Origin of the sequence: Desulfomicrobium norvegicum (assembly GCF_900114595.1) — a bacterium.
Lineage (GTDB): Bacteria > Desulfobacterota > Desulfovibrionia > Desulfovibrionales > Desulfomicrobiaceae > Desulfomicrobium > Desulfomicrobium macestii.
In genome coordinates this window covers 154,357-167,456 of the sequence record NZ_FOTO01000006.1, presented here as the reverse complement: position 1 = coordinate 167,456, position 13,100 = coordinate 154,357, and the positions used below count along the sequence as shown (strand labels likewise).

The following is a 13,100-nucleotide window of genomic DNA, read 5'->3' as shown; positions in this document are numbered from 1 at the left end:
CGGGAATCAGGATGCCGCCAGTCCCACTTCGGTCTCGATGACGGCTATCGCGCCGATGGCCAGGCTCAGGAAATCGCCCAGCTCTATACCTATCTTTTCGCATTCTTTGATGGTCTCGCGGCAGACCGAGGCCGCGAAGGCCTTGTCCTTCATCTTTTTCTTGAGGCTCTTGGCCTCCATGCCCTGCATGCGCGTGGGGCGGACCAGCGCCGCCGTGTGTATGAGGCCGGTCACGGTTTCGCCGCAGCGCAGGGCGTAATCGAATTGGGATTCGGGCTGGTTGCCGTTGATCTCGTTGTGGCGGGCGATGGCCTGCACCGCGTCATCCGGAAGCTTGCCGGTCAGCATTTCGGCCGTGAGCAGGCCGTGCCTTTCAGGCGTCTCCTTGGTCTGGGGATAATCGAGATCGTGCAACAGTCCGGCCAGGCCCCAGGTTTCGGGGTCATGGCCCAGGCGGGTGGCCAGGGCGCGCATGACGGCCTCTGTTTCCAGTGCGTGAATGAGTAGATGATCCGGAGCGCTGTCTTTGATCATTGCGAGAGCTTCGGTGCGGTTGAGCATGATTTCTCCTTGGGTTTGCGCTGACGAAACTCGTGCATTTCTTGGTCGTGGTCAAGGTTTCAGCAGCAGGATGCTCCGCGTTTGCCCGGCAGCCAGGTCTGGATGATGTAATCCGCGCAGCCCACCCCGGGAGTGACGGTGATGGCCGAGGTCGGACAGTTCAGGGCGCAGGCGCCGCATTCCATGCATGCCTCGCGGTCCAGAACTTCGGCCTTGCCGTCCTGCACGGCGAAAATGCGGTGCGGACAGACCGTGGCGCAGAGGCCGCAGCCCACGCATTTGTCGCGGTCGTAGGCCAGGGTGGCCACGTTTTCGAGATGGCGGAAGTTTTTCATGTTGTCCTCACAGGAAATTGGCGGTCACGAAAAGGATCGCGGCCAGGAGCGTGCCGGCGGCCAGAATGGGGATGGCTTTTCGCATCTCTTTTTCCACCCCCGAAGGTGAGGTGTAGGGCGTGGAGCCGGTGAAGTTGAGAGCCAGCCAGGAAGCGAGCGATACGGTCCAGAGCCCCGCGCCCGCAGTGGCGACCCAGGAGAGCTGGGGAAAGATGGCCGGCGTCAGCACGGCCAGAGCCAGCCCCAGCCCGGCTCCGCCCAGGGAGAAGAGGCGCGTGCGCAACGCGGGCAGGAGCAGGGGGAACAGGATCGCCCCGGCGGCCAGGCCAAGGCCCGTGGCGGTGGCGGCCAGGGCCCATCGCTGCAGGATGGCGTTCAGGGAGAATTCTGGGCCGATGAGGCTGAGCACCGCCGTCACCAGGATCGCGGTCAGGATCAGCTTCCAGCCCAGGACCAGCTCCACGGGAATGACCTCGGCCCTCTCCCTGAGACTGAAGGTCACCGCGCGCATGGCTTCGTCGATGCCATTGTCCAGATAGCGGGGCAGGTCGCCGGCGCGCACGGGCCCGAAGACGGCCTCGAAGCCGCAGGCCTTGCGCAGGTCGCGGGCGCGCACTCCGTTGGCTCCGAGCTGGGGCAGTATGAGACGGCGATGGGAGACGATGCGCTCAAGGCCGGTCTTGCGCACCTGTTCGGCGATGCCCCCGGCGCTGAAGGTGCCCTTGCCGCCCGCGCACCATATGTTGATGCCGCGCGTGTCGGTGACCAGCAGCCAGAGGTTCCGTCCGGCCAAGGCGAATCGGACCGTGTCGAAAGTCAGCTTGTAGTTGGCCGTGACGATGACGGGCGCCTCGGGTCCGGGGGTGCCGATGGCGTACAGGCCGGGGTTGACGGTGTAGTTGTTGCGGTCAAGTCCCAGTCGGGCGCGGCAGGTCCCGAGCCGGTCCAGGCGGGTGGGCCTGGTTCTGACACGGGGTACCCGGGCATGCGCGGTGGGCAGAAAGCCGTCCACATAGGACTCGATCCGATAGCCGGCCAGGTCGTCCACCCCTGCACCAGGGGCGGGTGGCGGGCCTCAGCACGGGCCGGGTGCCGGGGAGGTCGCGCAGGAAAGCGCGTCTGTCTCGCGGAGTTCGTCGCAGGGTCCGCCAGGGGCCATGGGAAAGGGCTGCAGAGGTTTCATTTCGAGCCTACAGAGAGGTGATGAGGTTTTTGAGTTCGGCCAGACGGCCTTTGTCCGCGCAATAGCAGATGCGCGGTCCTTCGATCTCGCCGCGGATCAGGCCCGCTTCTTTGAGCTGCTTCAGATGCTGGCTGACCGTGGATTGGGCCAGGGGCAGGATGTTCACGATCTCTCCGCAGATGCAGCTGTCCACCTGCAGGAGATGCTTCAGGATCGCCACGCGCGCGGGATGCCCGAGGGCTTTGCAGAGAGAGGCCAAGGTCTGTTCCTGGGTCATGATGTGCTCCGGTCAAACATATCGTATTTCGTAAAAATACGATGATTAAAGCCTCGTGTCAATGCGCCGATCGTATTGAGTTTTCTTGGCGCAAGGGGCATGGTGCCAAGATATAAAGATGGAGGAGACTTACAATGCGCTGGAAACAATTCTTGACCCCGGTTCAGTCCATGAATCCCGACGAGGCCCGGGCCTATCTGTCCGACAAGACCCTGCAGGAAGTGACCATTCTTGATGTACGTCAGCCGGGGGAATACGAGGAGGGGCATATCCCCGGAGCCACGCTTGTGCCGCTGGCGGTGCTGACCGACTCCCTGGACCAGATCGACCCGTTCAAGCCGGTTCTGGTTTATTGCGCCATTGGCGGGCGCAGCCGGATCGCAGCCCAGACCCTGGCCGGCAAGGGCTATGAGCAGGTCATCAACATGAGCGGAGGTTTCAAGGCCTGGAACGGTCAGGCTGCCTTTGGCGCGGAAGAGGCCGGCGTGGACATTTTCGCGGAACTCGACAGCGCCGAGATGATTCTGGCCACGGCCTATTCCCTGGAAGAGGGGCTGCGCGACTTTTATCTGCGCATGCTGGACCGGGTCAGCGATGAAAAGGTCAAGAGCGTGTTCCGCCTCCTGGCCGACATCGAAATCAAACACAAGGACCGCCTTTTCGCCGAATACACCCGCATCACCGGCAAGGACGATCGCGGGGATTTCGAGTGCCGGTTCGTCACTCCGCTCATGGAAGGCGGCATGACCACCGAGGAATACATGGAGCGCTTCAAGCCTGACTTCGAAAGCCCGGTCGATGTCATCTCCCTGGCCATGTCCATCGAGGCCCAGGCCCTGGATCTTTACATCCGTTCCGCCGCCTGGACCCAGAGCGATGACAACCGCGCCATCCTGGAGCAGATCGCCAGTGAGGAAAAGACGCATCTGGAAAGATTGGGCCAGCTTATGGACGAGCTGGTCGGTGGCGGGTCCAGGACAACGAACTGATTTGTGATGACTAGGGATTGATCCGATAATTCTACGAGTATTTATACGCGTTCTGTCTCGGAGATAGGTAGTTTCAGGAAGGGTTTTTATCAGAGCGTACCGAGAAGGATGGGTAGTGAGAGAAGTTTTGCGCACGGTGTACGGTCTTTGCGCTAGGTTATTTGGATCAAACTACTCATATTTTGACCGGATATCGAAAACTCAAGGCATGACGGCACGTTGCCGTGGAATGGTCGCTTAGGCACACCCTTTGCTCAATGGAAAGTCCAGGCGCTCAAAAAGAAGCGCCGATCATATCCATTAAGATCTTGGGGGGAATGTCATGAAGCAGTTATGTTACCTTTTCTGGCTTGCCGGGATGGCGACTCTTGTTGCTTATGGCTGGAGCGATACACTTTTGAACCAGATGTCGGATGTCGTGCATTTCATGGGGCAGCTCGTTGCCTTCGTGATCGCATAGAAATCAGGGCGGCTCGGCTTTCGCGTATCCGCGGTCGGAAGGAACTGGCACCTTCCGGCCGTGGTTTTTTTGTCCTTTGCGCCGTTTTTTCCTTCACCTGCGAACAGGGTCTCGGCGAGGCTGCCTTGAAGCACCGGCGCCCGGCCATGGGGCGGGCCCTTTGCCCTGTTGCGCTGCGCCGGGGCGCGCGATAGGGCAGGACCATGTCCGTCGCTGTCCTCTATTCCTCCGAACATTCGGCCTGGGTGCGCTACGAGCGCCCGCGGGCCATTTTTGTGGCCCGCAGGCACGAGGAAGTGCCCGCGCTGCTGGCCCACCTTGAAGCCGAAGTGGAAAAGGGCGGGCTTCATGCCGTGGGGTTTCTGGCCTATGAGGCGGGCAGGGCCTTCGACCCGGCCATGCCCCGTGCCTGCTGCGGCGATTTTCCCCTGGCCTGGTTCGGCCTTTTTGAATCCCCCGCCACCATATCCCTGGGCCCGTCAAAGCCTGGACACGCCCTTGATTGGGTCTCGGAGCTGGACGCCGGGGCCCATGGACGCGCCCTGGAACGCATCCGCGGATATCTGGCCCGGGGCGAAACCTATCAGGTCAATTTCACCCATCGTCTGCGCGCCCGGTTCGACATGGACCCCTGGGATTTCTTCGGCCGGTTCGTCAGTCGCCAGCCGTCGCCGCACGCGGCCTTTCTCGACACCGCCGATTTTGCGCTGTGCAGCGCTTCGCCGGAAATGTTCTTCGAGCGCGATGGGGAGGAGATCTGGTCCCGTCCCATGAAGGGCACCGCTCCGAGGGGGCGCTGGCGCGAAGAGGACGAGGCCTTGGCCCGGGGGCTTGCCGTGTCGGAAAAGGAGCGGGCCGAAAACGTGATGATCGTCGATATGGTCCGAAACGACCTCGGACGGATCTGTCTGCCCGGCAGCGTACACGTGCCCGAGCTTTTTCGCGCGGAGCGCTATCCGACGCTCTGGCAACTGACCTCGCTGGTGCGCGGACGCACGCGGGAGTCCACAGCCCAGGTCATGGCGGCCCTGTTTCCGGCCGCCTCGATCACCGGAGCGCCCAAAGTCCGGACCATGAGCATTATCGAAGAACTCGAAATTTCGCCGCGTCGCATCTATACTGGGTGCATCGGAGTGATCAGTCCCGGCCGCAAGGCGCGTTTCAACGTGGCCATCCGCACGGTTCTGGTCGAAAAATCCCTGGGCATGGCCGAGTATGGAGTGGGCGGGGGCATTGTCTGGGATTCCGATCCGGGGGCGGAATTCCGGGAGACGCGCATCAAGGCCCGCGTGCTGGCCGACCCGGAGCCGGAATTCTCGCTGCTTGAAACCATGCGCTGGGCCCGGGGCGAGGGCATTTTCCTGCTCGATGAACATTTGCTGCGATTGGAAGAGAGCGCCGCGTATTTCGGCTTCAGGTTTGACCAGAAAGCCTTGCGGGAAGCCTTGTTACGGGAAATCTCGGCGGCTTGCGGCATGGAAGGGGTGCTGCGTCTGACCATGGACGTTGCCGGTGTCTGGAGCATTGAACATCGTCCCTTGCCCGGACCGTCGCCCTGCCGGGTGTCTTTGGCTCTGTCGGCGGTGGATGCGGCCGATCCGTTTCTTTTCCACAAGACCACAAGGCGCGCCGTTTACGATCAGGCCAGGGCGCAAGTGGCGGGGGTGGATGATGTGCTGCTCTGGAACGGACGCGGCGAGGTGACGGAATCGACCATCGCCAATCTGGTCGTCGAACTCGATGGCGAACTGTTGACACCGTCTCTTGCCTGCGGACTGCTGCCGGGCACCATGCGTGCCCGGTTGCTGCAGGAAGGCCGGATCCGGGAAGACGTGGTGCTGGTGGATGATCTGCCCCGCTGCACGCGCCTGTGGCTGATCAATTCCGTGCGGGGATGGCGGGAATGCGTTCTGGCCGGTCCAGTGCCGGGATCGGCCTAGTCCGCGTCGAGCCCGCGCCGATGGAACCAGGCCGCCGTCAGGCCGATGGCCACGAAAATGACGTCGCGGACGATGTAGAAGACCATGTCGCCGGAAGTCCCGGGCGTGCTGGAGAAACACCCGCAGTTCAGGTCGATGCCCCGGAAGTATGCGCCAAGGATCGCGCCCAGGAAGACGATGAGCATGGCGTTGGCCAGGAACAGGGCGGGCCCGGTCCAGACGCGGCACACGAGCAGGAAGGCCACGATCATTTCCAGCCAGGGCAGGGTCAGGGCTGTGAAATTGATGAGTACGTCCGGCAGGATGAGATAGCTGCCCACGCTGGCGGCGAAATCCGCCGGAGCCATGATTTTCTGAGGGGCGGCAGCCACGAAGATGAGGGCCAGGACCAGGCGCGAGCCCCGGGACAAGGATGCTGCGTTCATGATTTTTCTCCCAGGGGTTTTGAATCAAGGGGAGGGGACTGAGTCGCCGGTTCCTCAGGCGCGGTTTCCATCGGGGCGGTTTCCATTGGAGCCGGCTCCAGCGGCGCAGAGTCCAAAGACGGCTGTTCCTGGGGCGCGGGTTCTTGATGCCGGTCCAATGGCGCGGGCTTGGCCGGAGCGGCCTCCAGGGGCGCTTGATCCGGGATTGTCGGCTCAAGGGGGGGCTCCAGGGGCGCGGGTTCCAGAGGGCCCGCTTCCATAGGCGTTTCCGTAGGCACTTCCAGTGGCGCTTGCGGCGGCGCGGTCCCGTTTGACTGCTCGGCCGGGGGCGTCTCTCCTTCGTTCATCGGCGTCGGGGAGGTCTGCTTCGGCGCTGCCTGGCTGCCCGTGGCGGTGGGCAGTCCCTGGTCGCGCCACAGGGTCCAGCCGTTCTTGAGCACGCGGACGTCCTGCAATCCCATACTTTCCAGCTGCTCGGCCAGTTCCCGGCTCAGTTCGCAGTACTCCCCGTCGCAATACGTCACGATCGTCGTCGCCCCTTCGAGCAGCTCCCGCAGTGCGGGAAAGCTCTGTCCGAATGAAAGAGGGTCAAGGGACAGCGCGCCTTCAATGTGTCCATGCTCATATTCGCCTGCTTCCCGCGCATCGACAAAAACGGCTTCTCCGGATTCAAAAAGAAGGACCGCGTCGGCGAGGGATATCTCCCCGCGCTGGGCAGCGGCCTGCGCCGCGACTTCCGGATCATGGACCAGAGGCAGCCTGTCCAGCCGCGTGGCGTTGAAGGCCAATGCCAGGCCTACAGACAGGCCGATGATGATCACGGTCTTTATGCCGAAAGAAATGGGTGGTTTCATGTATTGCTCCTGGGTGCTTGGCCGTGTTCCTACGACCTCACGTCCTGCAAGGCAAGGGCGGGGTGGGCAAGGTGCGTTTCTCTGGCGGAGGAAGAGGCAAGAGCGGAGCATACCGGGTGGATTATTGTTGCCGCCGACGTCAGGCGGATACGGAAAAAGCTTGGTATGACGCAGACCCCGTTTGCCGGTATTTTTTGATTCCGTCTCGCAACGTTGCGGCATTGGGAGCAGCACAGGTGGATTGCGGAAGGGGCTGGGCAGGGCTTAGCCAATCGTCGTTGATCGGGAGCCGGACGCGGCACGCAAGGCGCTACGCGCGGGAGAGTGAATAGACCTTCCATTGACCCGAGGTGGGAAGGTCCTGATCTTGGGCGTGGTGTTGCAGAAAGAAAAAGGGGTTAGATTTTTAGATCTAACCCCGTATTTTTTCTTATGGTCGGGATGAGAGGATTTGAACCTCCGGTCTCTGCGTCCCGAACGCAGCGCTCTACCAGCCTGAGCCACATCCCGATTGAGGAAATGCTATCTAGCCAAGATGATTTTGGTTGGCAAGGATTATTTTTGTTTTTCATCGTGTTGTCAGAGTTTTGTTTTTTCACTAAAAAGGGCGAGTACACAAATATTTACGAACTCCGAATGATCCTGCGCGTTCCTGCGATCTTTCCGGAGGGGTGAGAAAATGACTACAGCTTTTCATGTGCTGGTGGTGGATGACGAACCTGCGCTCAGGGAAATCTGCGAAGAAGCACTTTCCGGCGTCGGCTATGACGTGACCTTGGCCACCAACGGGCAGGACGCTCTGGGAAAGCTCGGGACGGGCGCCTTTGATCTGGTCATCAGCGATTTGCGCATGCCCGACATGAACGGTCAGGATCTCTTGAGCCAGATACGCAAGCACCAGCTTGACGTGGATTTTCTGGTCATGACCGGCTACGGGACCACGGAAACCGCCGTGGACATCATGAAGAACGGCGCGGCGGACTACATCGCCAAGCCTTTCGACATCAAGCATCTGCTTTTGCGGGTGCGCTCCATTCTCGAACAGCGCCGGAGCCGTCAGGAGCAGGAGAAGCTTTCCGCCGTGGTGCGCATGCTGGGTCTGAGCAAGCGGCTCGGCGCCCAGCTCAATCATGTGGCCGTGGTCGAGGAGTTCCTGATCCATCTGCGCGAAAATTTCTCCCCCGACGCGATCTGCCTGCTTCTGCCGGAAATGCTGGAGCGCGGTCCGAACCTCATGCAAGGCAGCCTGCTCGAAAACAACGAGGTCTTGCGCTTTTTCGTGACCAGGCTGTGCGAGCGGATTCTGCGCCAGGGCAAGTCCTATCTCCTTGACCAGCTCACCCTGCAGCAATCTTCCTTCAATTCGTCCCTGTTCCCGGGCGGATTTCCCTATTCGATCATGGCCGTGCCGCTGGATCTGCCGCAGAAGCGCATTGGGGTCATCACGTTGGTCCGTGACAGGGAAAACCAGCTCTATTGCGAACAGGATCTGCAACTGCTGGGCGTTTTCGCCTCGCATACCGCTTCGGCCCTGCAGAACTCCCACCTCTATTCGCGTCTGCGGACCATGAACCAGGATGTGATCCGCTCCTTCGCCCAGGCCGTGGAGCTCAAGGATTATTACACCCGCGGACACTCCGAGCGCGTGGCCGAGTATGCCTGCCGCCTGGGGCGCACGCTGGGGCTCGGCAGCAAGGAACTGGACCGGCTGCATATAGCCGGGATGCTCCATGACATCGGCAAGATCGGCATCCCTGACCATATCCTGAACAAGCCCGGCGCCTTGACTGACGACGAGTACGAGAACATGAAGCGTCACAGCTCCATGGGCCGGGAGATTCTGGGGCAGGTCGGCGCGATGAACGACGTAACGGAGATCATTTACCATCATCATGAGCGCATGGATGGCCAGGGCTATCCCGACGGCCTGATGGGTGACGCCGTGCCCTTCATGGCCCGGATCATTTGCCTGGTCGACAGTTACGAGGCCATGACCTCCAACCGCGCCTATCGCCAGTCCCTGCCCCTGAGCAAGGTCATGTACGCCCTGGACCGGGGCGCGGGCACGCAGTGGGACAAGGATCTCACCGCGACCTGGATGTCCATCGTCGAACAGGAGCAGCCCGGCTTTCCTCGGCAGTGAGGCCTGGTCGCGTCACTTCATTACCAAGGGTCTCGGGGCCAGGCCGATGTTTTCGGCTTGCGGCCTGATTCACCGGCATCTTCATGACAAACTCCTTTTTTTATTCCGAAGACCTTCCGCCGGTCCGACTGGACAAGGCCCTGGCCCGGCAACTGGGTTTTGGCGTCCGGCGCTGCCGGGCCCTCATCGAGGCCGGCCACGTCCTGGTCGATGACCGGCCGTGCGCCAAGGGCGCGCTCGTACGGCCTGGTCAGCACGTCCTTGTCTCGATGCCCGAGGATGCCGCTCCGACCTGTCACGATGTCCGTCTTGTGACCCGCAATGAGAGTTTCGCGGCACTGTTCAAGCCGGGCGGCCTGCATACGGTGGCGGGTCGGGGGGCTTCGTGTCTTGAGTCTTGCCTGCCCGGGCTCGGGCTTGAGGCCTGGGAGCTGCTCAACCGTCTGGACCATCTGACCAGCGGGCTGGTCCTGGCCGCCGGCGATCAGCAATCCGCGGCGGCATACAAGACCTGGCAGGACGCCGGGCAGGTCCGCAAGTGGTACCTGGCTTTGGCCCGTGGCGTCGTTCAGGGTCTGGATTCAAGGGAGCGGATTCTGGATGACAAGCGCCGTGTCGTGCGTGTGACCACGGAAGAGGACGAACCCCTGCGCTGGACCCGGGCCCGCGCGGTGTGCCAGGTCGGGGACGACACGTTGCTGCTGGTGAGAATCCTGAAGGGCCGCAGACATCAGATTCGCGCCCATCTGGCCCATGCCGGGCACGCGCTGATCGGTGATCCGGTCTACGGCGCGGGTGAACCCGGCGGGCTTTATCTGCATCACTGGCGTCTTGAGATGCCGGGTTTCGAGGCAGCTTTCTTGCCCGATTGGCCCTGCGTCGATCACGAACTGGTTGAGAGCCTCGCTTCGGATTTCGATTCCGATCGGGATCCGCCAAAATTCCGCATCCTGCCATCCGGGGAAGCCAAACCGTGAAACAACGGGGGAGAGCGTATGAAAAAATCCTGTCTGGCGATCCTTGTCTGTCTTGGCCTTGCATCCTGTTCCGCGGCTGCCGGTAAAGGGCTTGAGAACGGCCGCCTGCGGCCATGCCCGGCCTCTCCCAACTGCATCTCGTCGGAGGCGCCCGGAGGCGATGTGCCGCCGTTCGTGGTGCAGGGTGAAGATGGATGGGAGCGTCTGCGCCTGGCCATAGTTTCCCTGGGCGGGAGTATCGAGGGCGAGGAAACGGGGTATCTGCACGCGACATTTCGTTCCCGCATCTTCGGCTTTGTGGATGATCTGGAGTGCAGGCAAGACGGCGACGTCGTTCAGGTTCGGTCGGCGTCTCGGGTCGGTTGGTGGGACATGGGGGCGAATCGGCGCAGGGTGGAGAAGCTGCGTAAGGCGTTGTCCGCGACGCCCCCGACCGAAGGATAGTGAAGCGGGCAGGGTGACCCCTGCCCGCGCGGGTTCAATCGAAGAGAGCGCTGGCGAATTCCTGGCCCGAGAAGGGGCGCAGGTCTTCCATTTTTTCACCAAGGCCGACAAAGCTGATGGGGATCTTGAATTCGAGCGCGATGGCCACGATGATTCCGCCCTTGGCCGTACCGTCCAGCTTGGTCAGCACGATCTCGTCCACGGGCGATGCCTGGGAAAAGAGCTTGACCTGGGACAGGGCGTTCTGGCCGGTGGTCGAGTCCAGCACCAGGATGGTGCGGTGCGGCGCGCCTTCAAGCTTCTTGCCCAGGACCCTGTTTATTTTTTTGAGCTCTTCCATGAGATTGTGTTTGGTCTGCAGGCGTCCGGCCGTATCCACAAAGACCAGATCGTATCCTTCCCGCATGGCATATTCCACGGCTTCAAAGGCGACGGCTGCCGGATCGCTGCCGTGCGCCTTGGCGTAGAACCCGGCTCCGACACGCTTGGACCAGACCTGCAGCTGTTCGATGGCCGCCGCGCGGAACGTGTCCCCGGCCGCGACCAAAACCTTGCGGCCCTGCATCTGGGCGCGATGGGCCAGCTTGGCGATGGTGGTGGTCTTGCCCGCGCCGTTGACGCCGATCATGAGCACCACTTCCGGGAGCTGGGGGACCTTTGGCGTCTTGGGCTCGATGAAGACGGAGGCCAGCTCTTCCTTCATGAGGGTCTTGAAGGTTGCCGCGTCCCTTTCAGCGGCCTGGCGCAGCTTGGGCCGCAGCCGCTTTGAAAGTTCCTGGGTGGCGTTTACGCCCACGTCGGCCATGAGCAGGATTTCTTCCAGTTCCTCCCAGAACGCGTCGTCGTATTTGCCGGTCATGGACAAGAGCTGGTCGATGCGCATGGTGAGCTGCTCGCGGGTCTTGCCCAGACCGGCGGAGAGCTTCAGGAAAAGTCTGTTGCGCTCGTCTTCCTCGTCTTCAAGTTCCAGGGCCAGGGCCATGCGGTACTGCAGCTCGGAGCGGAACTCGTCGACATGGTCGTATTCCATGTCCAGAAGCCATTTATCGAAGCGGCGGATGAAGTCCTGCGCTTCCTCGGCCGGCACTTCGAGCTGGGTAAAAAGAAACCTGAGCCGCTCCCACAAGACATCGCCGCGCCTGGTCACTCCGTCCAGGATATGAACCATCCAGGTCGAGAGTTTCGGCTCAGCTTCGCCCAGGGCCTGCTGCAGGGATTTCTGCCAGGGTGCAAGTTCGTCCCTGGCGACCGGTTTTTCCTGGAAGAGCATTTCGGCGGCAGGAGCGGGCCGAGGTTCTTCCCTCGGCGCGCTTTCAGCGGCGGGCGCCTTTTCTTCGGCCTTGCCGCCCAGCCCGAACAATCTGCGCCATCCGCCTTCCTTGCGGGTCTCGGTGTCCACGCCTGGCGCGTCCGCTCTTGCGGCGGGCTCGGCCTCATGCTCCGGTTCGGGCGGGGCAGGGGGAGGCGTGTCCGCGTGCGGGGTTTGCGCCTCGGGTTCTTCAATTTTCGGGATCGTGGGAGCGGCCACGGGAACCTGTGTGGGAGCCTGTTCGGGAGTCTGCGGAGTCTGTTCGGGAGCCTGTTCAGGAGCCTGGGGCGCTATGGCCTCGTCCCGGGGTTCGCCATCGGCTCCCCAGAGTTTTTTTATGCGTGAGAAAAAGCCCATGTTCTGGTCCTTTGGTGGAGATGTTCGAAAAAATCAGCCGTCAAGATCTGTAAAGATGTTTTCCCAGGCGATCTTGCCCTGGTCCTTGCGCACCTGGCGCAGGAGCAGGTAGACCGCCCCGCTTCCGCCATGCTTGGGCAGCGCGGTGGTGAAGGCCAGGGTGATCCGCTTGAGCGGGGCCTGGGTCAACCAGTTGGTCAGTTCCTGCCGCAGCACGCCCTGGCCCATGGGGGAATTGCGTCCCCGGCCGGGGATGAGCAGCACGCAGCGTTTGCCTTCCATGTAGCTTCGCCGCAAAAAGTCAATCACCGCGACCCTGGCCTGGTCCGTGTTCATGCCGTGCAGGTCGAGGTGCCCCTGCATGCTGAATTCCCCGCTTTTGAGCTTGCGGAAGATCTTGGCGTCCAGACCCCGGATCTGGCCCGTGATGAATTCGTGGGTGTACTCCATGTCGAATTCGATGTTTTCTTCCAGCAGACGGGCAAAGGACGGCGGTTCCGGCGGGACGGCCTCCCTGGGTCTGGGCATTCCGGCGATATCGCGGCCGCCCTTGGTCAGGGGCTCGACGTCGGAGAAGGCATGCAGAAACAGCTCTTCCTCGGATTTGTGATCCCTGGCCTTGTCGTCACGGCTCGGGGCATTGGAGGGCGCGGCTTTTCCACGGGGGGGCTTTTTCTTCAGCCGTGACCGCAGGGATGGGTCTTTATCTAGTGATTTGAATGGATTATGCATGCATGGCTTCCGCTGTGGTCAGGGCTCAATACACAATATTGCGGGCAAGGGCAAAATCTTAAGGTGAGGCCCGACGCCCGGTTTGTGGACAAGGAGCCCGCTCGTCTGCTACCC

The 13,100-nt window shown here is 61.8% G+C and carries 14 protein-coding genes and 1 tRNA gene; 6 read left to right on the top strand and 9 right to left on the bottom strand.

What is annotated here, in order from left to right:
* Positions 1-6 precede the first annotated feature (6 nt).
* The 4 genes from BMZ24_RS11000 to BMZ24_RS10985 are packed head-to-tail and all read right to left on the bottom strand — an operon-like array spanning position 7 to position 2,356.
* Positions 7-561, bottom strand: a complete 555-nt coding sequence (locus tag BMZ24_RS11000) for an HDIG domain-containing metalloprotein (RefSeq protein WP_092192215.1) — start codon at positions 559-561, stop codon at positions 7-9.
* 59 nt (positions 562-620) lie between these two features.
* Positions 621-896 carry a mercury methylation ferredoxin HgcB gene (gene hgcB / locus BMZ24_RS10995; protein WP_092192213.1) on the bottom strand — a complete coding sequence of 92 codons (276 nt, stop codon included), beginning with the start codon at positions 894-896 and terminating at the stop codon, positions 621-623.
* 7 nt (positions 897-903) lie between these two features.
* Positions 904-2,079 carry a mercury methylation corrinoid protein HgcA gene (gene hgcA / locus BMZ24_RS10990; protein ID WP_279625525.1) on the bottom strand — a complete coding sequence of 392 codons (1,176 nt, stop codon included), beginning with the start codon at positions 2,077-2,079 and terminating at the stop codon, positions 904-906.
* Positions 2,080-2,086: 7 nt separating this feature from the next.
* Positions 2,087-2,356, bottom strand: a complete 270-nt coding sequence (locus BMZ24_RS10985; RefSeq protein ID WP_092192211.1) for an ArsR/SmtB family transcription factor — start codon at positions 2,354-2,356, stop codon at positions 2,087-2,089.
* Positions 2,357-2,490: 134 nt separating this feature from the next.
* On the opposite strand from BMZ24_RS10985, the gene BMZ24_RS10980 reads away from it, so the two are divergent.
* The 3 genes from BMZ24_RS10980 to pabB all read left to right on the top strand — a co-directional run bounded on the left by BMZ24_RS10980 (position 2,491) and on the right by pabB (position 5,745).
* Positions 2,491-3,345, top strand: a complete 855-nt coding sequence (locus tag BMZ24_RS10980; RefSeq protein WP_092192209.1) for a rhodanese-like domain-containing protein — start codon at positions 2,491-2,493, stop codon at positions 3,343-3,345.
* Between the two features lie 322 nt (positions 3,346-3,667).
* Positions 3,668-3,805, top strand: coding sequence for a hypothetical protein (locus BMZ24_RS19700; RefSeq protein ID WP_153304612.1), 138 nt, complete (start codon positions 3,668-3,670; stop codon positions 3,803-3,805).
* A gap of 203 nt (positions 3,806-4,008) precedes the next feature.
* Complete coding sequence (pabB, locus tag BMZ24_RS10975) at positions 4,009-5,745, top strand: aminodeoxychorismate synthase component I (RefSeq protein WP_092192207.1); 1,737 nt, start codon at positions 4,009-4,011, stop codon at positions 5,743-5,745.
* On the opposite strand, the gene BMZ24_RS10970 is transcribed toward pabB, so the two are convergent.
* The 3 genes from BMZ24_RS10970 to BMZ24_RS10960 all read right to left on the bottom strand — a co-directional run bounded on the left by BMZ24_RS10970 (position 5,742) and on the right by BMZ24_RS10960 (position 7,534).
* Positions 5,742-6,170 carry a MauE/DoxX family redox-associated membrane protein gene (locus tag BMZ24_RS10970; protein WP_092192205.1) on the bottom strand — a complete coding sequence of 143 codons (429 nt, stop codon included), beginning with the start codon at positions 6,168-6,170 and terminating at the stop codon, positions 5,742-5,744. The genes pabB and BMZ24_RS10970 overlap by 4 nt on opposite strands.
* Positions 6,167-7,024 carry a rhodanese-like domain-containing protein gene (locus tag BMZ24_RS10965; protein ID WP_161949123.1) on the bottom strand — a complete coding sequence of 286 codons (858 nt, stop codon included), beginning with the start codon at positions 7,022-7,024 and terminating at the stop codon, positions 6,167-6,169. The genes BMZ24_RS10970 and BMZ24_RS10965 overlap by 4 nt, the downstream gene beginning before the upstream one ends.
* A gap of 433 nt (positions 7,025-7,457) precedes the next feature.
* Positions 7,458-7,534 (bottom strand) — tRNA-Pro (locus tag BMZ24_RS10960).
* A gap of 169 nt (positions 7,535-7,703) precedes the next feature.
* Between BMZ24_RS10960 and BMZ24_RS10955 the strand changes: the two genes are divergently transcribed.
* The 3 genes from BMZ24_RS10955 (at position 7,704) to BMZ24_RS10945 (ending at position 10,588) form a co-directional block, all read left to right on the top strand.
* On the top strand, positions 7,704-9,167 hold the full coding sequence (locus BMZ24_RS10955) for an HD domain-containing phosphohydrolase (RefSeq protein ID WP_092192201.1): 1,464 nt from the start codon (positions 7,704-7,706) through the stop codon (positions 9,165-9,167).
* Positions 9,168-9,250: 83 nt separating this feature from the next.
* Positions 9,251-10,144, top strand: a complete 894-nt coding sequence (locus BMZ24_RS10950) for a pseudouridine synthase (RefSeq protein ID WP_092192199.1) — start codon at positions 9,251-9,253, stop codon at positions 10,142-10,144.
* Between the two features lie 18 nt (positions 10,145-10,162).
* A complete protein-coding gene (locus tag BMZ24_RS10945) occupies positions 10,163-10,588 on the top strand; it encodes a DUF1499 domain-containing protein (protein ID WP_092192197.1) in 426 nt (141 codons plus the stop codon).
* A gap of 34 nt (positions 10,589-10,622) precedes the next feature.
* Here the strand turns inward: BMZ24_RS10945 and ftsY are convergent, their stop codons facing one another.
* Both ftsY and BMZ24_RS10935 read right to left on the bottom strand, forming a co-directional pair.
* Positions 10,623-12,254 (bottom strand): signal recognition particle-docking protein FtsY, encoded by a 1,632-nt coding sequence (gene ftsY / locus BMZ24_RS10940; protein ID WP_092192195.1) that lies wholly within the window; start codon positions 12,252-12,254, stop codon positions 10,623-10,625.
* 33 nt (positions 12,255-12,287) lie between these two features.
* Positions 12,288-12,986: a Smr/MutS family protein gene (locus BMZ24_RS10935; RefSeq protein ID WP_092192193.1), complete on the bottom strand. Its 699-nt coding sequence runs from the start codon at positions 12,984-12,986 to the stop codon at positions 12,288-12,290.
* Positions 12,987-13,100 lie beyond the last annotated feature (114 nt).